Origin of the sequence: Daejeonella lutea, from assembly GCF_900168015.1 — a bacterium.
Classification (GTDB): domain Bacteria; phylum Bacteroidota; class Bacteroidia; order Sphingobacteriales; family Sphingobacteriaceae; genus Daejeonella; species Daejeonella lutea.
Window position 1 is genome coordinate 59,966 of record NZ_FUYR01000004.1, and the last position, 23,587, is coordinate 83,552.

Genomic DNA, 23,587 nt, shown 5'->3' on the forward strand with positions numbered 1-23,587 from the left:
GGTAAAGTATAAATTTAAGCTTTTTAGATCAAAATCGATCTAACTGCTTCTTCATCTTTAGCCAGTTGGACTTTTAACGCTTCAAGCGAGACGAATTTCTCATCCGGGCGGATGAAATTAAGGAAGTTAATCCGAATGGTTTGGTTGTAAATATCCTGGCTGAAGTCAAAGATATTCACCTCTATATTATGCGTCATTCCGTTTATTGTTGGCCGGTGACCAATGTACGCCATCCCTTTGAGACACTGAGCATCTCCGCTATCCCTGTTTATCTCCACATTAACGGCATATATTCCGTCGGATGGAATGAGTTTATAAATTTCCTCGACAAATAAGTTAGCTGTAGGGAAGCCCAGAGTACGACCGATCTGATCGCCTTTAATGACTTTTCCGGTGAGGTGAAATGGGTATCCTAAGAAATCATTTGCGGTTCTGACGTCACCGCTAAAAATTGCCTGGCGGATCTTGGAGGAGCTGACCGCAACATCATTGATGTCCTGTTCAGGGATCTCTTCCACCTCAAATTTAAAGTCCGAAGAAAATTTTTGAAGATGCTCTAGCCCACCTTCACGATCCTTTCCGAAACGGTGATCGTAACCGATAACAATATGTTTAGTCCCGATCTTGTCGAGTAAAACCTTACGAATGTATTCCTGCGGGGAAAGATTTGAGAAATCTCTCGTAAAAGGTGTGATGATAAGGTGATCGATCCCAAGCGCTTCCAGCCTTTCTGCTTTTTCCTGCATTGTCGTGATAAGCTTAATCGCTTTGTCTTCCGGGTGGAGGATCATTCTCGGATGAGGGAAAAATGTCAAGATAACCGTTTCTCCATTTTTTTGACGGGCGATTTCCTGAAGTCTGCTTATAATTTTTTGATGCCCGATATGCACTCCATCAAACGTACCAATAGTAACCACAGCGTTGCTGATCTTTGAAAACTCATCGATGTGATTATATATTTTCATGGTTTAAGGAATGGCAAAATTAAACTTTTCGCGTATTATTTAAGCTTGTCCTGTTCTTTCAGAGCCTTAATATGATTTACAAGTTCCATCACGCCGAACGCATCCGCAACATGGTAATCCCCGCTTTTGGTGCGTCGGAGGCTGCTCAGATAAGCGCCATTGTTAAGCGATTTGCCAAAGTCATACACCAGCGATCGAATGTAAGTTCCCTTACTGCAAACCACTCGAAAATCAATTTCCGGCAGTTCGATACGGGTCAGTTCAAATACGCTTATACTAACCTTCCGGGTTTTTAGTTCTACATCTTCGCCCCGCCGAGCTTTCATATACAGACGCTCGCCATCAACTTTTACGGCTGAATGTGCTGGCGGATATTGATCCAGTTCGCCAGTAAACATTCTCGTTTTTTCATGAAGTTGTTCCGTGGTAATCTGGCTTATGTCGAATGTCTCGTTGACTTCGGTCTCCATATCATACGAGGGAGTACTTGCCCCTAAGGTCATGGTTCCGGTGTATTCTTTTTCCTGGGCCTGAAATTCGTCAATCTTTTTGGTAAGCTTCCCGGTACAAATGATCAGGAGGCCGGTAGCCAGCGGATCAAGGGTGCCCGCGTGTCCGACTTTAACCTTAATTGGTTTGAATGAATTGCGAATCTTCCCGACAACATCAAAGCTTGTCCATTTATACGGCTTATTGATGAGGAGCATCTCACCATCGGCAAAATTGAATTCAGGGAACTCTTTCGTGGTAATTTCGTCCATCAAATCACTTGAAGATCATGTCCGGAGAGGAGTAATATTAAAAGGATGCCCCCAACGATTATCCGGTACCATCCAAAAAGGCGAAAGCCATGCTTTTGCAGAAATGTTATGAAGTACTTAATCGCAAGCATCGCAATTAGAAATGCTACGACATTGCCTATAATTAAGAGGTTGATTTCTTGTGAACTGATCACATATCCATCTTTGTAGAAGTCGTATAGTTTCTTAGCTGTTGCTCCGAACATTGTAGGAACAGCCAGGAAGAAGGAAAACTCCGCCGCCGCTTTCCTGCTTAATTTTTGAGCCATCCCGCCTACAATTGTGGCTGCCGACCGGGAAGTTCCAGGGATCATTGAAAGGCACTGGAATAATCCGATCTTAAAAGCTGTTGCATAGCTAATCTCACTGGTGTTGTCAATCGTGCCATTCTTGAACCATTTGTCGACGAAGAGCAGTATTACCCCACCAATAAGTAGTGCAATAGCTACAGTAAGTGGACTTTCAAGGAGTTCATCAATCTTGTCGCTCAGAAGCATTCCAAAAAATACGGCTGGCAGGAAGGCCACCAGTAATTTGAAGTAAAAGTCAAGTGTTTGAAAAAAACGTTTGAAATACAATACGATAACTGATAAAATAGCTCCGAGCTGAATGGCAACAGTAAATAGCTTTACAAATTTATCAGATTGAATACCCATCAAAGATGAGCCCAGAATCATGTGCCCGGTAGAAGAAACTGGAAGAAATTCAGTCAGGCCTTCAATGATTGCCAGAACAATAGCCTGAAATACCGTCATTAATTATTATTTGCCGGTTTTTTAAGAATAGCCACAAATCCTATGGCAAACCCGATCAGCACGATGATAGGAGCAATGATAATTTTGCTTGTGCTATAAATATCCGTATCTCCAGCCATGACTATAAATCCCAGAATGACTACAACGATGCTGACGATCATGAGCCTGTAATTAGCTTTTTGGAACACAAAAGGTTCCTGATTGGTTTCCTTAACCGGAGTGTTTTTCTGTGCCATTATCTATAAAGGTCATGTGATTTTAATCGAAGAAACTTGCTAACTGCGAAGTAGGTGCTCAAGCCGGAAATAAGGATTCCAATACCGATGACCCCGAGGAAAACGATAAGGAATTCGAACCAGTTCCGCAAAATTACCATTTCCGGAACCTGTTGCTGTGCGAAATATAATGTGAGCAGGAGCAATATGATAGCAATCAAGCCGGCAAGCAGTCCGTGGAAAATTCCATATGCTAAAAAGGGTTTCCTAATGAAACTCCTTGTCGCACCAACCAATTGCATACTTTTTATCAGGAACCGCTGAGAGTAAATTGCAAGTCTTATAGTGTTGTTAATCAAAGCCACAGCAATGATCAGTAATATGCCCGCAAAGGCTAGAATAACCAGTCCGATTCCCCTGATGTTCTGATTAACCATATCGATCAGTGATTTCTGGTATATAACTTCTTTCACTAAAGGGTTTTTGGTTAGTTGTTCAGAGAATGCCTTAATACTTTGGTTATTCGCATAGTCGGCTTTCATATACACGTCTATTGAAGACAGGAGGGGGTTATAACCCAAAAAATCTACGAAATCCTCACCAAGGTCTTTTGTCAGATTTCTCGCGGCGAGTTCCTTGCTTACATATTGCGTTTTTAAAACGTAGTTATTGGCATCGAGCTGTTTTTGAAGAGCTGTAATGTCCACTTCCTTTGCTCCTTCATTTACAATGATGTTCAATACTATATTTTCTTTCACGTAGTTGGAAAGGTTTTTCGCATGAACCAGAATAAGACCCAACAAACCAGTCATAAGCAAAACCAGTGCAATGCTGATTACTGTGGATACATAAATGGTTTTGGTTTTTCTGGATGAGGTACTCGCTTCGAATTCTTCCATGAACATATATTATATCCGCGAAAATAAAGATTTCACTTTAGAATGAGCGCTTATATGAGTTAAAAATTGTTAAAGGGGGTGAGTTGTACGTTATACGTTGTACGTGGTACGTTGCGAGACGGAAAGACGGACTCTTAACCAGGACGTTTTACTGGGCATTTGGTACGCAGGAGGAAACTTATAACGTATAACGTACAACGTAAAACGTTTTTTGTAATTTCGCACCTTAGTTTTACAAAATGGATTATCAATTCAGAGACATAGAGAAGAGGTGGCAGGGATTTTGGGCAGAGAACCAGACGTTTAAAGTAGATAATAATTCAACTAAACCCAAGTATTATGTTCTGGATATGTTTCCATATCCCTCCGGAGCAGGCCTGCATGTCGGACATCCGCTTGGTTATATAGCATCTGATATTTTTTCACGTTATAAAAGACTTAAGGGCTTTAATGTTTTGCATCCGATGGGATACGATTCATTTGGTCTTCCGGCAGAACAGTATGCCATACAAACAGGGCAGCATCCGGCCATCACAACGGAAACCAATATCAACAGGTACCGTGAACAGTTGGATAACCTGGGTTTTTCATTCGACTGGAGCCGCGAGGTCAGAACGAGTGATCCTGGTTACTATAAATGGACGCAGTGGATATTCATGCTTTTGTTTAATTCCTGGTATAATCTGGATTCAGATAAAGCAGAGAGTATTGACGAGCTTATAAATAAATTTGAGAGTACGGGTAGCGAAGGTATCAAAGCAGTTTGTGATGATGATATAAGCGTTTTTACGGCTACTGAATGGAAAAGCAAATCTGAAGAAGAAAAGCAATTAGAATTATTGAAATACCGCCTTACTTATCTTCGTGAAAGTACAGTGAACTGGTGCGCGGCACTTGGGACAGTTTTAGCGAATGATGAAGTGAAAGACGGATTTTCTGAACGCGGGGGTTATCCTGTAGAACAGAAAAAAATGATGCAATGGAGCATGCGTATCACTGCCTATGCTGATCGGCTCCTCCAGGGCCTCGATACCATCGACTGGCCGGAACCGCTTAAGGAGATGCAGCGGAACTGGATAGGCAAGAGTGTTGGTGCATTGGTCAGCTTTAAGCTTGACGGCCACGAAGGTGCAATAGATGTATTCACTACCAGGGTCGACACTATTTTTGGCACTTCATTCCTTGTTCTTGCGCCTGAACACGAACTTGTAGACCTATTGACTACGTCTGACAGAAAAGAGGAAATCGCTAATTACATCGATCAAACCAAGAAAAAAAGTGAGCTCGACCGGATGGCCGATACAAAAACTGTCTCGGGAGCATTTACCGGAAGTTACGCACTCCATCCCGTTAGCGGTGAAAAAATCCCTGTCTGGATTGCTGATTATGTGCTCGCTGGTTATGGAACTGGGGCTGTTATGGCAGTACCTTCGGGAGATCAACGCGATTGGTTATTTGCAACTAAGTTCGGACTACCGATAGTGGCCATTTCCGATGCACAGATTGACCTTGACCAGCAGGCGGACCCGACCAAGGAAGGGAAATACATAAATTCGGGTCTTATCAACGGACTGAATTATAAAGAGGCAACCACAACTCTGATCAAAAAACTTGAAGAGCTGGGTGCAGGTAAAGCAAAGGTAAATTACCGCTTGCGCGACGCCATATTCGGTCGCCAGCGTTACTGGGGAGAACCAGTTCCAGTGTATTTTAAAGCAGGGCTTCCTCATTTGATGGACGTTGCTGAATTACCCTTGGTGCTACCGGAGGTTGATAAATATCTTCCGACAGAAAGCGGCGAACCACCGCTGGGCAGGGCGGAGAACTGGAAATATCATGGCGAGCTTGAGTATGAATTAAGCACCATGCCCGGCTGGGCTGGCTCAAGCTGGTACTGGTTCAGGTATATGGATGCAAAGAACGAAGGTGAGTTTGCTTCTAAAGACGCGATTGCTTATTGGAAGGATGTGGATCTTTATATTGGAGGATCTGAACACGCTACCGGACACTTACTATATAGCCGTTTCTGGAACAAGTTCCTTAAAGATCTTGGATTTGTGATTGAGGAAGAGCCATTCAAAAAACTCATCAATCAGGGTATGATTCAGGGCAGATCCAATTTTGTGTACCGACTTATCGATGGGGAAGGCAAAGGAACTAATACATTCGTTTCCGCCGGGTTGAGATCACAGTATAAAACCTCAGCAATGCATGTCGACGTCAACATCGTTGACAATGAGATACTCGATATCGCGAAATTCAAGTCGTTCCGCCCGGAGTTTGAAAACGCAGAATTCATTCTGGAGAATGGCAAATATATCTGTGGGGTAGAGATCGAAAAGATGTCAAAGTCTAAGTTCAACGTGGTTAACCCGGATGAACTTGCTGAACGATATGGAGCCGACACGCTGCGCATGTATGAAATGTTCCTTGGTCCATTGGAACAAAGTAAGCCCTGGAACACGAATGGTATTGAGGGGGTTTTCAAATTCCTGCGTAAATTCTGGAAGCTTTTCCATGATGATGACTTCAATTTCAATGTTTCAGATGATGAGCCGTCAAAAGCTGAATTCAAAGCCTTGCATAAGATCATCCGCAAAGTTGAAGAGGATATCGAACGGTTTTCATTCAATACTTCAGTCTCAAGTTTTATGATCTGTGTGAACGAATTGACAGATCTGAAATGTAATAAGCGTAAGATTCTTCAGGACCTTGTAATTGTGCTGCAACCTTACGCGCCACATATAACAGAAGAATTATGGACATTACTGGGGAATGAGGCGGGTTCTATTTCTAAAGCAAGCTATCCTGTATTCAACCCGGAATATTTGGTTGAAAATGAATTTTCTTACCCGGTTTCTATTAACGGTAAGACGAGATTGAATCTGAATATTCCCCTCAACCTGGAGCAGGCAGACATAGAGCCGATTGTTCTTGAAAATGTGGATGTGAAAAAATACATGGAAGGGAAAACTGCGAAGAAAATAATATTCGTAAAAGGGAAAATTATCAATGTTGTAGTTTAACTTCAATACTCCCGAGAATATTTCTTAAATGAACATTTTCTCCAAGTATGAACAGGCCTGGACGATAAATTTCTTTTATCCTTTTTTAAATCGCAAAGTGTAACAATCTCCATTTTCTGCAGACTAATAGCAAACCAATCACATGGAAAGGGCATCGGGATTTCACAGCTGATTTAATATGAATCAGCAACGGAAAAACGACTTTCCAGAGCTCATAACAAAAACAACAAAATAAAATTACATGAAAAGAATACTACTATTACTAAGTTTTATAATCTCTTTCGGAACGGTTTCAGCACAAGGTATAGGTGGAGCCGCACCAGCAGGTGTTACCGGAAGGATTACCGGAACTATCGTGGATTCGATAACGAAGACACCTATTGATTATGCTACTATCGCACTTGGACGCGCCGGTACCACCAGATCAACAAACGGTGCGCTTACTGACGAAAAGGGTGCGTTTAAAATCGAAAACATTGCTGCAGGATCTTATCGCGTAACAATAGCCTTTTTAGGATACCAGACCAAGATCATAGATTCAGTAAAAACTACTGCTGCGAAGCCAGACCTTAATCTGGGCCGAATTCTATTAGCACCTAATTCAAAAGCATTAGGTGAAGTTGTGGTGACCGGAACTACTCCAATTGTAGAGAACAAAATCGATAAGCTAGTTTATAATGCTGAACAAGATGTTGCCATTGCTGGAGGAAATGCAACCGATGTATTGCGTAAAGTGCCCCTTCTTTCGGTTGACTTTGAAGGAAATGTGTCGCTTAGGGGAAGCCAGAATGTAAAGGTCCTGATCAACGGAAAGCCTTCAGGTTCCATGGCTAACAATATGGCAGATGCTCTGAAGGCTATTCCTGCAGATCAGATCAAGAATGTGGAAGTGATCACTTCACCTTCAGCTAAATATGATGCGGAAGGAACTTCAGGTATTATAAATATCATCACCAAGAAAAATAATCTTGCGGGCGTAAGCGGCTCTGTTAACGCCGGGGTTGGTACAAGGCAGAACAGCGGTAATTTAAACCTGAACGCTAAAACTGGTCGTCTTGCAGTTACTGCGAACGGAGGTGGCTTTTATTCATGGCCGCAAACCAGTACTATTTCGTTTAAAAGAGCTTCAAATAACGGTACCCAGGTATTAAGTCAAACCGGTAAAAGTGAATCAGACCGTTTGGCGGCAAATGGATCAATTGGTGCGGATTATGATTTCAATAGCTTCAATTCGATAAGTTCAAACTTGCGTTTGAATGGTTTCAATACAAAGGTTGACGGAAGTAATATAAATGAAAATACGTTTGGCGGAGCACCTGTGGTGTTTACGCGCTTGAGTGATAATTCAATCGAAATGAATGGTTTCGACTGGAGCAGTGATTACCTGCATAAATTCAAAAAGAAGGATCAGCAGATATCATTTGCCTATCAGTTGTCGCACAGTGTGCAGTTGAATGATTATACGACAGATTTCTCGAATACGGTGATTGATGAGTATGGCGATAACGACGCAGACAATACTGAGAATACAATCCAGGTAGATTACACACATCCGTTCAAAAAGGTAACATTGGAGACTGGTGTAAAAGGTATCTTACGAGATATAGTTAGCGATAACCGCACTCGTAATCTTAATTCAACAACAGGTGTCTTTACCCCAATAGCTGCTCGTACCTACATTTATGATTACAATCAGGATGTGTATTCAGCCTACGCGACACTGGGTTTTACCTTGGCCAAGAAATATGGAATCAGAGCCGGTGCCAGATATGAAGCCACCGAAATAGAAGGTGATGCAAGAAGTGCAGGAACAGGCGTTTCTCCTTTTAGCAGCAGCTATTACAATCTGGTGCCAAGTTTTGTAATTTCAAGAACTTTTAAGGATTATTCATCTATTAAGTTAAGTTATAACCAGCGTTTGCAAAGGCCAAGCTTATTTTATCTGAATCCTTTCCTGAACAGTGCTGATATATTTAACCAGTCGCAAGGAAATCCGTCACTAAAACCTGAGCTTTCTCATAACATTGAATTCAACTATTCAATGTTTGTTAAGACTACAGTGGTCAATGCATCCGTGTTCTATCGCAGAACGAATGATATTATAGAGAGCTTTATTCTTCCAACCAGTGTCGTTGACCCAACTACGGGGAACACCGTTTCCGGATCGAAAACAACCTACCGTAACGTAGGTAACAATAACTCCGTAGGTTTCAACTTTTTTGGTCAGATCAATCCGGTAAAACCACTCACACTTCGGGGTAATTTTAACGTATTTACATACGATATCAATACCAATAGTTCAGTAGTTGTTGCAAATACCAATTCGGGCGTACAAATGCTTTACAATGGTTTCTTAATGGGGACTTATGCTTTCCCTAAAGGCTTAACCTTTGAAACTTTCCTGATCACTAACTCTCCGCGCCGTACGGCTCAGGGTCGTAATCCCTCATTCAATATGTGGAACCTTGGGTTAAAGAAGGAGATTATGGCGAAAAAGGGAAGTATAGGCCTTACCGTTATTGATCCATTCAATGAGAACAAGAATTTCCGTCAAAATATTACTGGCAGTGATTTCACTCAGACTAGCAATTTCTCGCTTCCATTCAGATCCTTTGGTATGAGCTTCAGCTATCGTTTTGGAAAGATGACCATGCAGGCTCCAAGGAAAAAACGCGGTGTTACTAATGATGACTTGAAACAGGAGCAACAACCCACAGGAAATCAATAAGTAGATTAATCTTCATATTAAACACCGGCACTGTATAGTGTCCGGTGTTTTTTGTTTCTGCCCGACCGGTTGTAATACACCCATTTTGTACATTTGCTCAAATTCAGTTTATGAAAATTATATCACTCTTGCCAGCAGCCACAGAAATCGTATGTGCCCTTGGTCTTCAAGATCAGTTGGTCGGACGCTCGCACGAATGTGATTTCCCCGAAAGCGTGAAAGAACTCCCTATCTGTTCATCTGCAAAATTTACATCAGGGTCTGATAGCCTCGAAATTGACCGACAGGTCAAAGAAATACTTACCGACGCCTTGTCTATTTATACCATCGACAAGGAGTTGATCCGGACACTAAATCCGGATGTTATCATTACACAGGCCCAATGCGAGGTTTGTGCGGTTAGCATAAAAGATGTTGAATCTGCACTTGAAGGCTTGTTGGATAAGGAATGCAGAATAGTTTCTTTGGAGCCTAAGGGCCTGGCAGATGTTTACACTGATATTAGTCTTATCGCTGATATTCTTGGAGTTCGGAGCGAGGCTGATCATCTACTAGAAAGATCGAATGAGCGACTGGATATAATCCGGCACAAGCTAAAATTTATTACAGAAAAGCCAAAAGTTGCCTGCATTGAATGGCTTGCTCCTTTGATGGTGGCAGGCAATTGGACTCCCGAGCTCGTTGATATTGCCGGGGGTAACGCAATATTGGCCTTAAATGGCCACCATTCTCCCTTTGTTGATTTTCAGGAGATCGTTCAGGAAGATCCGGATATTATAGTTGTTATGCCCTGCGGATTTTCTATACAGAGAACACTGCAAGAGATTAATCTATTGTTGCAGCTCCCCGGGTGGGAAGAACTTAAAGCTGTTAAGAATAACCGGATATATATCGCAGATGGCAACCAATATTTTAATCGCTCAGGTCCCAGGTTAACAGACAGTATTGAAATTCTAGCTGAGATAATTAACCCAAAACAGTTTGTTTTCGGTTATGAAGGCACTGGCTGGGTTAAATTTGGGATATAAGTGATTGTAAGACCTCAGCTAAAAGGAGATAAACTGATCAATTTGCTGATTTGTGAACCTGATGGTATCCTCTTTAAACAAATTTCCATGGTCATCCAATTCTTTATGAATAGCAGGAATGTGGATCCGCAGCGGGAGGACATGCATATTGATATAGTGGCAAATACCCGTAAAATGATCAACACCGCGAATGTTGCCATACTTACCTGAGGATAATCCTACAAGGGCAGCCTTCTTACCATAAAAGCTTTCCGGGAATTTGCAGGCATCAATGAATGTTTTAAGAATGCCGGGGAAGCCACCGTTGTATTCAGGAAATATAAACAGAAATTTGCTGGTGAATGTCACTTTATCCTGGATTGGCTGGAAGGCTTCGCTCCGCTGTCCGTACAGATCTGTGCCGATTAAATGATGCGGCAAATCGGTAAGCGAAAGCAGGTCTGCTTCGTATCCTTTCGACAAAATTTGTCTCTGATAATATGCAGCCAGCTTCAGCGTATAACTTCCTTCCCGGTTTGTGCCTGAGACAATAGTGATCATTTTTGTTGATAAGATGTGCAAAACGAAAATCGCCCCGCCGGTTAAATAGTTTTAAGTTTGTTATCTTTAGTCCTTGGTAAAATGCCATCCAGACATATCAAAAGTATTGTTTTTTACTGCGATACCGCTATAAAGAGATATACTTAATATCAGTTATTTGTAAATATTTTCTAGAAATGGGTAAAATCATCGCGTTAGCCAACCAGAAAGGTGGCGTTGGGAAAACAACCTCGTCGATAAATCTGGCAGCCAGTTTAGCTGTGCTTGAATATCGTACATTATTGGTTGATGCTGATCCGCAGGCTAACTCAACTTCAGGCATCGGTTATGATCCGCGCACAATAAAAGCCAGCATTTACGAATGTATAATAAATGAGATAGACCCGGCAGACGCTATCCAAAGCACCGATACGCCGAATCTTGATTTGTTGCCTGCTCACATTGACCTGGTTGGAGCCGAAATTGAGATGATCAATTTGGCTGATCGGGAATTTAAAATGAAGGCGGTACTGGAAAAAATCCGTGATAACTACGACTTTATTATCATCGATTGCTCCCCGTCCTTAGGATTGATCACTATTAATGCCTTAACTGCATCGGATTCAGTAATAATCCCTGTTCAATGCGAGTATTTCGCTTTAGAAGGCCTGGGTAAACTGTTAAATACCATCAAGATCGTTCAAAACCGTTTAAATACTGAACTTCAGATCGAAGGCATATTATTGACGATGTATGATGTTCGTCTCCGCCTATCTAACCAAGTAGTGGAAGAGGTGAAGACACATTTTCAGGATCTTGTATTTGATACGATCATCCAGAGAAATACCCGATTAAGCGAAGCCCCTAGTTATGGTATCTCCGTAATTATGCACGATGCAAATTGTAAAGGAGCAATCAATTATCTTAACCTGGCCCGCGAAATCATCCGTAAGAACGGACTCGTGTCGAATGAAGAAGCCGAAAAGCAAGCATTAGTTTAGTTATTTTATGATCCATCAGAAGAAAACAGGCCTGGGGAAAGGATTAAGAGCATTATTGGACGATTCAGATCTGCCGGAAAATGACAGAAAACAGCAAATTAGCAGTGAAAGTACCTCATTAGGATCTATAAGTTTTGTTAAAATAAATCAGGTTGAAGTCAACCCTTTTCAGCCCCGTACCGATTTTGATATCGAAGCTCTTCAGGAGCTATCAGAATCGATTAAGCTCCAGGGACTGATCCAGCCGATAACGGTAAGAAAAGCTGGCCAGAACTCCTATCAGCTGATATCTGGTGAGCGCCGACTAAGAGCATCTAAGCTTGCCGGGCTCACGGAAATACCTGCTTATGTTCGCACGGCAAACGACCAGCAAATGCTGGAAATGGCCCTCATCGAAAATATTCAGCGTGAAAACCTGAATGCCATTGAAGTCGCGTTAAGCTTCCAGCGAATGATCGATGAGTGTAACCTGAAGCAAGAGGAACTGGGAAGCAGGGTCAGCAAGAACCGTTCGACCGTTACAAATTATTTGCGCCTTCTAAAACTTCCTCCTGCCATACAAGCCGCAATCCGTGATAAGGAAATCTCCATGGGCCATGCCAGGGCTTTAATTTCAGTAGAAAACCCGGACCAGCAGCTGTACATTTTTCAGGAGATAATCAACCACGGGCTATCAGTCAGAAAAGTTGAGGAGTTGGTCCGACAGATAGAGAAATCGGGTAAACCTAAAAGCTCGCCAACTAAGAAAGACGGGATATCTTTTCAATACATGAAGATCCAGGATGATTTAGCATCGAAATTTGCTACCAATGTCAAGTTAAAACTAAAAGACAAAGGAACTGGTTCTATAGAAATTACGTTCATGTCTGATGATGATCTGAACCGAATTTTGGAAATGTTAGACTGGTAATGATTCGTAAACTTTTAAGCTTAATCTTTTGTGTGTGTCTTCTGACGCAGATTAACGCTTATTCCCAAAATACCGATACCATCCCGCAAAGGAAACAGGCGAAACCGGAGCTTGCTCCAAACGGTGTCGTTAAAGATTCGGCTCGCCTTGCCATTGAAGCAATGCCCCGAATTGCTGCACGCAGATCGGCCATGCTGCCCGGACTTGGACAAATTTATAACAAGCGCTGGTGGAAAGTACCACTCGTTTATGGCGGTTTTGTGGGAATAGGGCTAGTTTACGAGTTTAATCAACAACAGTATAAAATTTTCCTCAGGGAGGCCCAATACCGCCAGGAAGACCCTTCGAAGGCCAATCCTGCGTGGAAGGGAGTCACAGATGAGGGAATAATTCGAGTGAAAGATAACTACAGGCGAACCCGTGACCTTTCCATATTAGCTGGCGTGGCTTTTTATGCGGTGCAAATTATAGATGCATATATCGACGCAAAATTCTACCGTTTTGACGTTTCAAACGACCTGTCTATCAGACTTACACCAGTGACCCAACCCTCCTCAATTTATAATGCAGTAACACCTGTGAGCCCTGGAGTCGGTTTTAAAGTCAGGCTATCTTTATAATTACTTTATTTTTTAAGCTAAATTACAAACCAGCAATCAGAGCAAACCCGCCAGTTAAAGGATTTAATGGAATCATGGTAGCACTATTGCAATCAAAAATCAAATTCTAATCAAATGAAAATAGCTATTCTGGGTTATGGAAAGATGGGGCAGATAATTGAGCAGTTGGCAATTGAACGAGGACATGACATTGTCTTAAAAGTAAATGCAGATAATTTGCAGGATCTGACCACAGCTAATCTTAAAAATGCTGATGTAGCTATAGATTTCAGTACTCCTGATTCTGTATTGCAAAATATTGAAGCGTGTTTCTCTTCAGGAGTACCGCTTGTAGTCGGGACGACTGGCTGGTATGGACGATTACAGGAAGTGAAAAACAAATGCCTTGAAGGTAACAATACCTTATTGTATGGGTCTAATTTCAGCGTTGGGGTAAATATTTTCTTTTTTGTTAACAAGATCCTGGCGAAGATCATGGACCGGTATCCTCAGTACGAGGTACAGGTGGAAGAAATTCATCACACCGAGAAACTTGACGCTCCGAGCGGCACCGCTATGAGTATTGCCGAAGGAATTATCGGGGGGCTCAGCCGAAAAAGTGAATGGGTTAATGAGCTAGTCGGAGGAAATACAGAACTGATTACCAAGCCCGATCAGCTGTTAATTGAATCACATCGGATAGAGGATGTTCCCGGTACTCATACGGTAATCTACAGCTCGGAAGTAGACGACATTGAGTTTAAGCATAAGGCCCACAGCCGGGCAGGATTTGCGCTTGGGGCGATCTTGGCGGCAGAATGGGTGCACGGGAAAAAGGGATTTTTTAATGTCACGGATATGTTTGATTTTAGCGTTTAATTTTTTGTTATATAAAACAACATGAACTGGAAATTTTGGAATAAAGATAAGTCGAAGGAAAAAACAAAAAAGGTTAAGAAGAGTGCCGGAAGGGAGTGGTTTGATGCAATACTATTTGCTGTAATTGCCGCTACTCTTATACGTGGACTTTTCATTGAAGCCTATACGATTCCAACTGGTTCAATGGAAAAGACATTACTTGTAGGTGACTTTCTTTTCGTGAGTAAAGTTAACTATGGAGCAAGGATGCCAATTACACCGGTTTCGTTTCCCTTCGCGCATCATACAATGCCAGTTACGGGAACAAAAGCGTACTGGGATGGAATTCAATGGAAATACAGACGTCTTCCCGGTTTGAGTAAGGTAAAGCGAAATGATGTAGTAGTATTTAACTACCCGATGGATGCTGATGCTCCCTTATCACGGCCAGTTGATAAACGTGAAAATTACATCAAAAGGTGTCTGGCTATAGGCGGAGACACTGTTAGCATTATAAATGCCCAGGTATATGTAAACGGCAAGGCAGCCGAAGTGCCAGAGTTTGGCGAAAAATATTATAAGGTACAGTCCGACGGAACCGAGTTCAATCCACAGACTTTACAGGACATGCACATTGAAGCTCAGCGCTCCGGAGAAGATGAATATTTCTTCAATATGACTGGTGCTGATGCCGCAGTGGTGAAAAAATGGAGCAACGTCAAATCTGTCACAAGGTATATCGCGCCAACTGATCTACAAATTTTTCCTCATAGCCCAAGCCACAAGTGGTCGGCCGACAACTTTGGACCGCTAATTATCCCTGAGGAAGGATGGACCGTCAAACTTGATAGTACAACATTCCCATTATATGAGCGAGCAATTGGTTTATACGAAGGAAATAAAGTTGAGCGCTCCGGGAACAATTTCTTGATCAATGGTAAGCAAGCTTCGACCTACACATTCAAAATGAATTATTATTGGATGATGGGTGATAATCGCGATAACTCCCTCGATTCACGATACTGGGGCTTTGTACCTGAAGATCACATTGTGGGTAAGGCCTTGTTCGTTTGGATGAGCTGGGACACCAACGGTTCATTCTTCAATAAGATTCGTTGGAGCAGGATTTTGGACGGGATAAATTAGAGGCCTGAAGTCGGATATCTGATTAATTTCCGAAGTCTGACCTTTAACGATCAGATGTAATTCCGCCCTGCTTCAGTCCTGCGACTTCAGGGTTCCGACCTCATTCAACATTATACCTGTAAATAAACCTCGATAGATTTCCATTTATATCGGTACCCTCAACAGTGGCTTTGTAATTCCCTTTATTGTCGCCGTTATAAAATTCGAAAGACATATTTCCATTCTTATCGGTGAATATTCTGGGGTTCCAATAAACTGTAGTTCGTAGATCTGATCCCGAGCTACGGCTTTCCGGCGTAAGGTACTTAGGAGAATAGAATTCGCGGCTTTTGATAAATCCTTGCGGATTAAACGTTAATACGTTATTTGGCGGGAATAACTTCTTAAGATCAGCAGCTGTAACCGGCTTTTTAGCATCCTTTTTAGAGTAAATTGAAAGTACCCCATTAGTACCGTAGGTCCGGTTTACCAGGCCGAGGTCGTCTTTGAGGAAAATCTCCACGCTCTCAACATCTGAAGGAACGATATTATTTACAAAGGTCGCTTCAATTTGCATACCGTCTAAGAAAATGGCCACAGGAACCCTTAATCCGCTATTGTAAACCCGTGTGACGTAAAAATTATTATCAGCATATGTCAGCCCCATAGCAGCTCCCTGCAAACAGCTTATCATTACATTACAACCCTTAAATCTTTCATTCTCGAGTGTATGATCGGCAAGCATACTTAGGCCCGAGAGTGCAGGATAATCATTATGGCTGGCTTTTTTTATAGGTGCAGCTTTAACTACAACCTCCTGCAGCATTTGAGCCGTTAATCGGTATTGGCGCTGACTATTTTGGAGGTAAGGACTTAGAATACTATCGATGTTGAGTGCTTCCGATGGCGCGTTGACATTTTTTGTTACACCCGGGAATGCAGAGCCGTCAAGCATAATCATCATGTTTCTTGCTCCTGTTGCTGTCCTCGCGGTAATGGAGGCTTCAGCAGAATCGGGAAGAACCACGTTTTTAAACCTGAATATCCCATTAGCATCCGTTAAAGCTTCGGCATAAAATCTACTTTTGGGAACTACCAATTTTAATGAACCTTTTGAAACGGGCATTCCATTGGCAGATCTTAACGTTCCTGAAAACTCCATACCTTGCTCAGGTAGAAAACTGATGTTTGGCGTTTTGTTAGCCAGAATATCCTTGTAAGCAAATTTACGGTAACCCTGGGTCAGCATAAGAAGATCCAGATCAGCACGTTTTTTCTCATTAACCTGGTTAAAATAATAATTCGGATCCTCGATAAAACCTTTCAATTCAGAGGACAAAAGAAAGGAACTCAGTATAGTAGTCTCCTTATTTTCATCATGAGGAACTTTAGTCTCATTTACTACTGAGATGGAAAAATTTCCTTCCACCGGCACATTATTGGCCTTAGCCGTTACGGTCATCTTAACAGGCTGCCTGACTCCATAAGTCTTTTTATCGCTATTTACTGTTAAAGTGACGACCTCCTGATGTTTTATGAACACCAATCGCTCAGTTACCGGCTCACCGGATGAGGTAAACAGGGTGACCTGGGTGATGCCTGTAGGAAATTTATCTTTTGGAATTGAGGCGGAAAATGAAGAAGCCGTTAGGGATGCTTTGGCGGCGTAGCATATAACTCCTTTGCTTCTGGCAACAATATAAAAACTCTTATTTTGGTTTGAAGTGAAATAGCTGTTATTACTTGTAATCCGTAACAATAGGTTGGTGGGATCGGTATTGATTACTGACAGAACAATTCCTGCCGATTTAGCTGTCGGAAGTGTTACGGTCTTTTTTATACCGTTGGAAAATATAAGGTTTGCTTTGTAAGACTGTCCTGCTTCCGGGGCGAGCGCAAAAACACCCATTCCAAGATGCTGTGATTCTAGTGTTGAAACAATTTTTCCGGCGTTGTCAACAATTTCCCCGCTAACGCCTATGCCAAGTCCTTTTTCACCGACGGCTTTAAAACCAATCTTCGATCGTACTCCTTCTACAGATTCACCACCCTCAGGAAAGAATTGGATATCAGCATCCGCAAAGGAATTCTTCAGCGGAAATATTGAAGTTAACTGCTTATCATCGGAGGTTTCGAGGACAGTTTCTAAAACACCTGCATCCAGGGCAGCTTTCTGATTCGCAGTGAGAGCAAGAGTCAATACCCCGTTAGCATCTGTTGTGCCCCGACCCTTGGAAAGATCTTCAAAGTTGGAAATTAACCGCCATCCGACCCGCGCATTTGCAAGCGGCTTACCCTCCGGATCTTTGTATGAAATCTGCACATTTGTCCTTGGTGAGCCGCCAATTTCCTCTCCCTTCATCGAAATAGAGGTGATGACTTTTCGGCTAATTGCATTTCCGATCTGAATATTTTTATTGAAGAAATACGATTCGTCACCGTTCAGCATCCAGTAAGTATAAGCGCGAACCCGATAATTTCCTGATCGATATACTAGCGGGTCTAAGGTTAGACTACCATAGGCCGACGTATTTACCACTGGTAATCGCATCGCCCTGGTAACTGTATCCTTATCGGAAATTAGATCAACATAAACTATTTTACTTAGGTCGGATGGCTGATCCTGACCTCCAGCGATGTAGGCTTTAAACCAAATCGTATCCCCAACAGCATAATAGGGTTTATCAAAGTGCAGATAGACTTTCTCTGTTGGAAATTCGTCGATTAACTTCTGATTTTTTTCGATTAAGCTATTGAGATTCAGGGTATCCTGAGAATAGGCTAGGCTTGTCTGCAGGACGATGCAGGAAACGAAAAGTAAACGTAGAATTCTCATGCAATAAATATGGTATGATATATCGCTAATATAAAGAAATGGCTATCTATAAAAGGAAACGAAGATGCGTTTAACATATTTTAACTGGGAGGAAGGAGGCATGAAGCAGAATGGATTTTTTTCCTGTTTCCTACCTCAGACCTTTGACTGCAGACCTTTAACGCCTAACTTTGCCGCCATCTCATTCAAATCATCATACACTGCATCTATTATCGGTATTCCTGAAATTTTTCTCTCCTTTTCAGCAAGAAGTTCGGGCTCGCCAGGAATTACTACACCCTGGTCAGGGGAAATTGGTGTAGCAGATTTAAAGCGCTCAATCCAATTATCCAGATGAGATTTAAATTCATCAACCGGCCTAAATCCATCTACCCGCATAGCGCCTAAAAAATGGCCTATTCCTTCGCCAACGGGATTGTCAGATGGTTCAAGGAATGCGACAAAAGGAGGGACCCATGGACCATAATTTGCCCCTGAAAGAACCGCTGACAGGATATCTACGGTTGCGCTGAGGCCGAACCCCTTATGGCTGCCATGGTCGCGGTCACTTCCAAGAGGAAGTAAGGAGCCGCCTTTCTTAAGTTCATGGGGATCAGTTGATGGATTTCCGTTTTTATCCTGAATCCACCCATCAGGAACCGGTTTGCCCGAACGTTGTGCAATCTCAAGTTTTCCATTCGCAGCCGATGAGGTGGCCATATCAATAATTACGGGCGGAAATTTACCCGCAGGAAATGCATAACACATTGGATTAGTCCCAAGCATTCTTTCATTAGCAAAAGTCGGCGCCACCAGCGGGCTCGCATTAGTCATGGCAAAGCCGATCATATCCTTTTCAAGGGCTAACATCGTATGGTAACCAGCAATGCCAAAGTGGTTGGAATTCTTTACAGATACCCAGCCAGATCCAAATTTTTCAGCCTTTTCGATTGCCACTTTCATAGCAAATGGCGCTACCACCAAACCCAAACCTGCATCGCCGTCTACGGTTGCAGTTGTCGGTGTTTCATGAACGATTCTGATATTAGGCTTTGGGTTGATTCGCTTCTTTTCCCAAAGACGGACATATCCGCTTAGTCTTGCCACTCCATGTGAATCGATACCGCGCAGGTCGGATTTTATCAATACATCAGCTGCAAGTTTCGCGTGCTCTGACGAACACCCCATCTTTAAAAAAGTGGAAATAGTAAAATTTCTAAGGGTATCCTCAGTGAACGTATAAAATGCCATGAAAACTATTCTTCTAAAATGGTAAACTTTGGTTCCAGAGGCCGGAAATTAGAAACCAGTGCATTAATAAATTCCTGGCCATACTTCACATAAAAGAGACCAAAGTTCTCCGTCCGTTCTTGCAGACCCCCACGCGGGAAAAGCTTGTCCTTGATTGAGTCGATTTGAATGAGAGCATCAGAGAAATTTCGCTTCTCAGCTTTCATCATTTTCTTTTCGAGATTTTTTATGGACTTCTGCAGTCGGGCACTAACGGCCTCCGAACTTGGAGCCAGGGTAGGATCGATCTTATATGCTCTCGCACCTATCCTTTCGAAGATATGAGTCAACTCCGTCAGCTCGTCATCTAAGTTTAGGTTATGGCTGCTGTGTTTTGTAACCCATTCTTTTCTAAGTTTTTCAGTTTCTTTAAAGATGTCGTGAAAGCCCAAATCCATCCTGTTAAGTTTAGACGTAAGGCTGTTTGACGTAATCAAAGCCGAATTTCTAAGAAGCAGGACTGGAAAATCTATCTTGTAAAAATCAAAGTTTTCCTTTAACTGAAGCCAATAGACAATTTCTGCTGCTCCTCCGATATATGCCAGATTAGGCAATATAACTTCCTGATATAGCGGCCGCATAACTACATTAGGACTAAAGCGTTCAGGGAAATCTTCAATTTCTTTTCGAAGTTCTTCTTGGGAAAAACTGACTTCGGTATTAAGAACCATGTACCTGCTATCACTGAAAATGATTCGTTCACGCAGATTATCCTTCAAATAGAAAAAGTTTATTTCTCGGGGATTTACCTGGGTGTCTAGTCCCAGATCCTGAAGCTGCTGACTCGATTTTGAGATGTTTTTAAAGCTGTGTTGTTCGGTAATATCACGGTAAATAATTTCTGAAAACTGGCTTTTTAGTCTTCGGTCGTCAGCGTTTAATATGACAAGACCGTATTCTTTGAAAAGAGAATTGACAATTGCACGAGTTGCGTCTGCCAAATTTGACTGTTCAGTATAAGCCTTTTGCATTAATTCCGCCAGGGCGGATGCATGATTTGAAACTCCTAAAGTACCGATGTATTCTCTGAGTACCTTTGAAATGTCTTTAGTAGAAATGCGACCCGTTGCACCCTGGGATTCTAAATCCCACTTTATCTTTTTATCAGCAATGTAAGTATGGTTAATCTCTGCAAAATCATGATCTTCTGCAGCCATCCAATAAATTGGAATGAAATCTTTATCAGGGAAATTTGCCTTTAATTCTTTCGCTAGATTTATTGCAGTAACTATTTTATAAATAAAATAGAGAGGACCTGTAAAAAGATTAAGCTGGTGACCGGTGGTTACGGTGAAGGTGCTTTTTTTTAAAAGAAGATCTATGTTGGTGCGAACGGGTTCAGGAGTGGGGTGGCCTAGGTTCTCGTACTGTTCTTTCAGCACTTCCACCAGAACTTCCCTGTCGGACTTGTTGTTTTTTGTTTCAATGAATTTTCTGAAGCCATCGATATCCGCACTGAAGTTAACAAATGACTTCAATTGAGGGTCGTTTTCCAAATAGCGAATTATTGCAGGTGAGAAACTTTTCGTTTCGCTGTAATCAATATAATTTGCCTTCATTTAGAAACGAAATTAGAGGAATTTGTGGAATTCTCTCAGGGGTATCGATTATTTGACAATTTGTCCATACAGATCGAAATCTTCCGCCCGGTCAATTTTAACATTTACGAAAGTTCCCGGTGTGGCATAATCAACGCTGGCGTTTAACAGAACCTCGTTATCCACTTCCGGAGAATCGAATTCAGTCCGGCCAATAAAGAAATCACCCTCTTTTTTGTCAATCAAAACTTTAAATTTCTGGCCGATCTTTAGCTGGTTTTTTTCGTACGAGATATGCTGCTGCACGCCCATAATTTCATCCACACGTTCCTGCTTTACTTCTTCAGGAACGTCGTCGATCAGTTGATGCGCATGCGTTTTCTCCTCATGGGAATAGGTGAAACATCCTAATCGTTCAAAACGTGTTTCCTCGACCCAATCTTTCATCTCCTGGAAATCCTGGTCTGTTTCACCCGGATAGCCGCAGATTAGGGTTGTACGCAAAGCTATACCCGGCACCTTATCGCGTATAGAGTTTACAAGGTCTACGGTTTTTTGTCGTGTAATCCCCCGGCGCATTGAACTCAGCATATTATCGGTTATGTGCTGAAGCGGCATGTCAAGATACTTACAAATGTTATCCCGCTCATTCATAACATCTAGAATATCCATCGGAAAGCCCGAGGGGTAAGCGTATTGAAGCCGGATCCACTCAATTCCGTTCACATCAGAAAGGTTTCTGAGCAAGTCAGCCAGATTTCGTTTACCGTAGAGATCCAATCCGTAATAGGTGAGGTCCTGGGCAATAAGGATTAATTCTTTTGTTCCGTTTTTTGCAAGATACTTTGCTTCTCTGACCAGTTCATCGATCGACTTTGACACATGCTTACCCCGCATCAGAGGGATTGCACAGAATGAGCACGGCCTGTTACAGCCTTCCGCTATTTTAAAATAAGAAAAGTGTGAGGGGGTTGTTAAAAGCCGTTCGCCTACGAGTTCATGTTTATAATCAGCTCCGATAGAAGACAAAAGATTCTGCAGGTCGTTGGTGCCAAAAAATGAGTCAACGTTCGTTATTTCAGCTTCCAGTTCAGGTTTGTATCTTTCAGAAAGGCATCCGGTAACAATAACTTTCCCAACTTTTCCTTCATCTTTTAACTGGCTGTATTCCAGAATAGTATCAATGGATTCCTGCTTTGCATTATCAATGAAACCGCAGGTATTAATAACTATGATATCGTTATTGTTCAGTTTTTCAGCCTCATGAATTACATCCATCTGGTTTCCCCTCAGCTGCCCCATAAGGACTTCTGAATCATGAATGTTTTTAGAACATCCGAGGGTGATGACATTCACCCTGGGCTTTACTGCTACGCTGGTACTGATCTTAGTCTTCATTTAATCTAATTCTCTTATTTAAAAAGCGAGTCTACAAACTCCTGCTTGTTAAATAACTGAAGGTGGTCTATGCCTTCACCCACACCAATATATTTTACAGGGATCTTAAACTGATCAGAGATTCCGATAACCACACCGCCTTTGGCCGTGCCGTCAAGTTTTGTAAGTGCAAGTGCGTTTACCTCGGTCGCCTGAGTAAATTGCTTGCATTGCTCGATTGCATTTTGACCCGTCGATGCATCCAGAACGAGCAATATCTCGTGCGGTGCACCCGGTACCACCTTTTGCATTACCTGTTTAATTTTGGTAAGCTCGTTCATTAGGGCAACCTTATTATGTAAACGTCCAGCGGTATCGATAATTGCCACATCGTCTCCGTTTGCGACAGCCGACTGCAGGGTGTCGAACGCAACCGAAGCCGGGTCAGAACCCATTGGCTGCGCGACTACCCGAACACCAACACGCTCGCCCCATAATTTTATTTGGTCTACTGCAGCTGCGCGAAAGGTATCAGCCGCACCAAGTACAACCTTATTGCCTGCAAGTTTAAGTTTGTGAGCCAATTTGCCGATGGTAGTCGTCTTACCAACTCCGTTAACACCAACAACCATAATTACATACGGCTTATGACTCCCATATTCAAAGTTCCGGAAATCGTTGCTGTTATTTTCTGATAGAAGCTTTTGTATCTCTCCACGCAGGATGCCGTTAAGCTCAGATGTATTTACGTATTTGTCCTCCGCGACACGAGCCTCAATGCGTGAAATGATTTTCAGTGTTGTCTGAACCCCAACGTCAGACGTTACCAAAATTTCCTCCAGCTCATCCAAAACATCCTCGTCAACTGTTGATTTACCGACAACAGCCTTAGTGATTTTTGAAAACAGACCCTCTCTGGATTTTTCTAAACTCTTATCGAGAGCTTCCTGTTCCTCAACGTTGTTTTCTTTCTTTTTGAAAAAATCGAATAATCCCATGGACGTTATACGTTTTACGTTGTACGTTTTACGTTGAGTTATACGTAACACGTTCTACGCGATGAGTTAATAAGTTCTATGTGATACGTGTACGTTGTGTATAGGTCATGCAATAGGCGATTTGACGTACAACTTACAACG

Annotated in this window: 19 protein-coding genes; 8 read left to right on the plus strand and 11 right to left on the minus strand. The window is 42.2% G+C overall.

Annotation, left to right across the window (positions count from 1 at the left end; translation table 11 throughout):
- Window positions 1–23: 23 nt before the first annotated feature.
- The 5 genes from B5X60_RS15440 to B5X60_RS15460 are packed head-to-tail and all read right to left on the minus strand — an operon-like array spanning window position 24 to window position 3,634.
- Window positions 24–965: a bifunctional riboflavin kinase/FAD synthetase gene (locus B5X60_RS15440; RefSeq protein ID WP_079703630.1), complete on the minus strand. Its 942-nt coding sequence runs from the start codon at window positions 963–965 to the stop codon at window positions 24–26.
- Between the two features lie 35 nt (window positions 966–1,000).
- Window positions 1,001–1,726, minus strand: coding sequence for a tRNA pseudouridine(55) synthase TruB (gene truB / locus B5X60_RS15445; protein ID WP_079703631.1), 726 nt, complete (start codon window positions 1,724–1,726; stop codon window positions 1,001–1,003).
- Window positions 1,726–2,520, minus strand: a complete 795-nt coding sequence (locus tag B5X60_RS15450; protein WP_079703632.1) for an undecaprenyl-diphosphate phosphatase — start codon at window positions 2,518–2,520, stop codon at window positions 1,726–1,728. The genes truB and B5X60_RS15450 overlap by 1 nt, the downstream gene beginning before the upstream one ends.
- A complete protein-coding gene (locus tag B5X60_RS15455) occupies window positions 2,520–2,756 on the minus strand; it encodes a DUF3098 domain-containing protein (RefSeq protein WP_079703633.1) in 237 nt (78 codons plus the stop codon). Before B5X60_RS15455 ends, B5X60_RS15450 begins: the two co-directional genes overlap by 1 nt.
- The gene (locus B5X60_RS15460; RefSeq protein WP_079703739.1) at window positions 2,756–3,634 is read right to left on the minus strand and encodes a cell division protein FtsX; all 879 of its coding nucleotides are present in this window, start codon (window positions 3,632–3,634) and stop codon (window positions 2,756–2,758) included. The genes B5X60_RS15455 and B5X60_RS15460 overlap by 1 nt, the downstream gene beginning before the upstream one ends.
- A gap of 239 nt (window positions 3,635–3,873) precedes the next feature.
- Between B5X60_RS15460 and leuS the strand changes: the two genes are divergently transcribed.
- From leuS to B5X60_RS15475, 3 genes are all read left to right on the plus strand, one after another.
- Window positions 3,874–6,660: a leucine--tRNA ligase gene (gene leuS, locus B5X60_RS15465; RefSeq protein WP_079703634.1), complete on the plus strand. Its 2,787-nt coding sequence runs from the start codon at window positions 3,874–3,876 to the stop codon at window positions 6,658–6,660.
- 241 nt (window positions 6,661–6,901) lie between these two features.
- Window positions 6,902–9,388, plus strand: a complete 2,487-nt coding sequence (locus B5X60_RS15470) for a TonB-dependent receptor domain-containing protein (protein ID WP_079703635.1) — start codon at window positions 6,902–6,904, stop codon at window positions 9,386–9,388.
- Between the two features lie 110 nt (window positions 9,389–9,498).
- Complete coding sequence (locus tag B5X60_RS15475) at window positions 9,499–10,416, plus strand: cobalamin-binding protein (protein ID WP_079703636.1); 918 nt, start codon at window positions 9,499–9,501, stop codon at window positions 10,414–10,416.
- Window positions 10,417–10,434: 18 nt separating this feature from the next.
- Here B5X60_RS15475 and B5X60_RS15480 read toward each other — a convergent pair whose 3' ends face one another.
- Entirely contained in the window at window positions 10,435–10,956 is a 522-nt protein-coding gene (locus tag B5X60_RS15480) for an NADPH-dependent FMN reductase (protein WP_079703637.1), read from the minus strand.
- Between the two features lie 176 nt (window positions 10,957–11,132).
- On the opposite strand from B5X60_RS15480, the gene B5X60_RS15485 reads away from it, so the two are divergent.
- The 5 genes from B5X60_RS15485 to lepB all read left to right on the plus strand — a co-directional run bounded on the left by B5X60_RS15485 (window position 11,133) and on the right by lepB (window position 15,449).
- Window positions 11,133–11,936, plus strand: a complete 804-nt coding sequence (locus B5X60_RS15485; protein ID WP_079703638.1) for a ParA family protein — start codon at window positions 11,133–11,135, stop codon at window positions 11,934–11,936.
- Between the two features lie 7 nt (window positions 11,937–11,943).
- Entirely contained in the window at window positions 11,944–12,846 is a 903-nt protein-coding gene (locus B5X60_RS15490; RefSeq protein ID WP_079703639.1) for a ParB/RepB/Spo0J family partition protein, read from the plus strand.
- Window positions 12,846–13,466 carry a DUF5683 domain-containing protein gene (locus B5X60_RS15495; protein ID WP_079703640.1) on the plus strand — a complete coding sequence of 207 codons (621 nt, stop codon included), beginning with the start codon at window positions 12,846–12,848 and terminating at the stop codon, window positions 13,464–13,466. The genes B5X60_RS15490 and B5X60_RS15495 overlap by 1 nt, the downstream gene beginning before the upstream one ends.
- A 114-nt stretch (window positions 13,467–13,580) precedes the next feature.
- Window positions 13,581–14,324: a 4-hydroxy-tetrahydrodipicolinate reductase gene (dapB, locus tag B5X60_RS15500; protein WP_079703641.1), complete on the plus strand. Its 744-nt coding sequence runs from the start codon at window positions 13,581–13,583 to the stop codon at window positions 14,322–14,324.
- Between the two features lie 21 nt (window positions 14,325–14,345).
- Window positions 14,346–15,449 (plus strand): signal peptidase I, encoded by a 1,104-nt coding sequence (gene lepB, locus B5X60_RS15505; RefSeq protein ID WP_079703642.1) that lies wholly within the window; start codon window positions 14,346–14,348, stop codon window positions 15,447–15,449.
- Window positions 15,450–15,549: 100 nt separating this feature from the next.
- On the opposite strand, the gene B5X60_RS15510 is transcribed toward lepB, so the two are convergent.
- The 5 genes from B5X60_RS15510 to ftsY all read right to left on the minus strand — a co-directional run bounded on the left by B5X60_RS15510 (window position 15,550) and on the right by ftsY (window position 23,446).
- On the minus strand, window positions 15,550–18,264 hold the full coding sequence (locus B5X60_RS15510) for a hypothetical protein (RefSeq protein WP_079703643.1): 2,715 nt from the start codon (window positions 18,262–18,264) through the stop codon (window positions 15,550–15,552).
- 135 nt (window positions 18,265–18,399) lie between these two features.
- Window positions 18,400–19,494, minus strand: a complete 1,095-nt coding sequence (locus tag B5X60_RS15515; protein ID WP_079703644.1) for an Ldh family oxidoreductase — start codon at window positions 19,492–19,494, stop codon at window positions 18,400–18,402.
- Between the two features lie 5 nt (window positions 19,495–19,499).
- On the minus strand, window positions 19,500–21,092 hold the full coding sequence (gene bshC, locus B5X60_RS15520) for a bacillithiol biosynthesis cysteine-adding enzyme BshC (protein WP_079703645.1): 1,593 nt from the start codon (window positions 21,090–21,092) through the stop codon (window positions 19,500–19,502).
- A gap of 48 nt (window positions 21,093–21,140) precedes the next feature.
- The gene (gene rimO / locus B5X60_RS15525) at window positions 21,141–22,469 is read right to left on the minus strand and encodes a 30S ribosomal protein S12 methylthiotransferase RimO (protein WP_079703646.1); all 1,329 of its coding nucleotides are present in this window, start codon (window positions 22,467–22,469) and stop codon (window positions 21,141–21,143) included.
- 14 nt (window positions 22,470–22,483) lie between these two features.
- The gene (gene ftsY / locus B5X60_RS15530) at window positions 22,484–23,446 is read right to left on the minus strand and encodes a signal recognition particle-docking protein FtsY (protein ID WP_079703647.1); all 963 of its coding nucleotides are present in this window, start codon (window positions 23,444–23,446) and stop codon (window positions 22,484–22,486) included.
- Window positions 23,447–23,587: the final 141 nt, after the last annotated feature.

What these genes read in the sequence shown, in the direction of transcription:
- leuS (WP_079703634.1), top strand. Translation starts at nt 3,874, where the DNA reads ATGGATTATCAATTCAGAGACATAGAGAAGAGGTGGCAGGGATTTTGG.
- bshC (WP_079703645.1), bottom strand. Translation starts at nt 21,092, where the DNA reads ATGAAGGCAAATTATATTGATTACAGCGAAACGAAAAGTTTCTCACCT.
- B5X60_RS15455 (WP_079703633.1), bottom strand. Translation starts at nt 2,756, where the DNA reads ATGGCACAGAAAAACACTCCGGTTAAGGAAACCAATCAGGAACCTTTT.
- B5X60_RS15460 (WP_079703739.1), bottom strand. Translation starts at nt 3,634, where the DNA reads ATGGAAGAATTCGAAGCGAGTACCTCATCCAGAAAAACCAAAACCATT.
- B5X60_RS15495 (WP_079703640.1), top strand. Translation starts at nt 12,846, where the DNA reads ATGATTCGTAAACTTTTAAGCTTAATCTTTTGTGTGTGTCTTCTGACG.
- B5X60_RS15480 (WP_079703637.1), bottom strand. Translation starts at nt 10,956, where the DNA reads ATGATCACTATTGTCTCAGGCACAAACCGGGAAGGAAGTTATACGCTG.
- B5X60_RS15485 (WP_079703638.1), top strand. Translation starts at nt 11,133, where the DNA reads ATGGGTAAAATCATCGCGTTAGCCAACCAGAAAGGTGGCGTTGGGAAA.
- dapB (WP_079703641.1), top strand. Translation starts at nt 13,581, where the DNA reads ATGAAAATAGCTATTCTGGGTTATGGAAAGATGGGGCAGATAATTGAG.
- truB (WP_079703631.1), bottom strand. Translation starts at nt 1,726, where the DNA reads ATGGACGAAATTACCACGAAAGAGTTCCCTGAATTCAATTTTGCCGAT.
- B5X60_RS15510 (WP_079703643.1), bottom strand. Translation starts at nt 18,264, where the DNA reads ATGAGAATTCTACGTTTACTTTTCGTTTCCTGCATCGTCCTGCAGACA.
- B5X60_RS15470 (WP_079703635.1), top strand. Translation starts at nt 6,902, where the DNA reads ATGAAAAGAATACTACTATTACTAAGTTTTATAATCTCTTTCGGAACG.
- lepB (WP_079703642.1), top strand. Translation starts at nt 14,346, where the DNA reads ATGAACTGGAAATTTTGGAATAAAGATAAGTCGAAGGAAAAAACAAAA.
- B5X60_RS15515 (WP_079703644.1), bottom strand. Translation starts at nt 19,494, where the DNA reads ATGGCATTTTATACGTTCACTGAGGATACCCTTAGAAATTTTACTATT.
- B5X60_RS15440 (WP_079703630.1), bottom strand. Translation starts at nt 965, where the DNA reads ATGAAAATATATAATCACATCGATGAGTTTTCAAAGATCAGCAACGCT.
- ftsY (WP_079703647.1), bottom strand. Translation starts at nt 23,446, where the DNA reads ATGGGATTATTCGATTTTTTCAAAAAGAAAGAAAACAACGTTGAGGAA.
- B5X60_RS15490 (WP_079703639.1), top strand. Translation starts at nt 11,944, where the DNA reads ATGATCCATCAGAAGAAAACAGGCCTGGGGAAAGGATTAAGAGCATTA.
- B5X60_RS15450 (WP_079703632.1), bottom strand. Translation starts at nt 2,520, where the DNA reads ATGACGGTATTTCAGGCTATTGTTCTGGCAATCATTGAAGGCCTGACT.
- B5X60_RS15475 (WP_079703636.1), top strand. Translation starts at nt 9,499, where the DNA reads ATGAAAATTATATCACTCTTGCCAGCAGCCACAGAAATCGTATGTGCC.
- rimO (WP_079703646.1), bottom strand. Translation starts at nt 22,469, where the DNA reads ATGAAGACTAAGATCAGTACCAGCGTAGCAGTAAAGCCCAGGGTGAAT.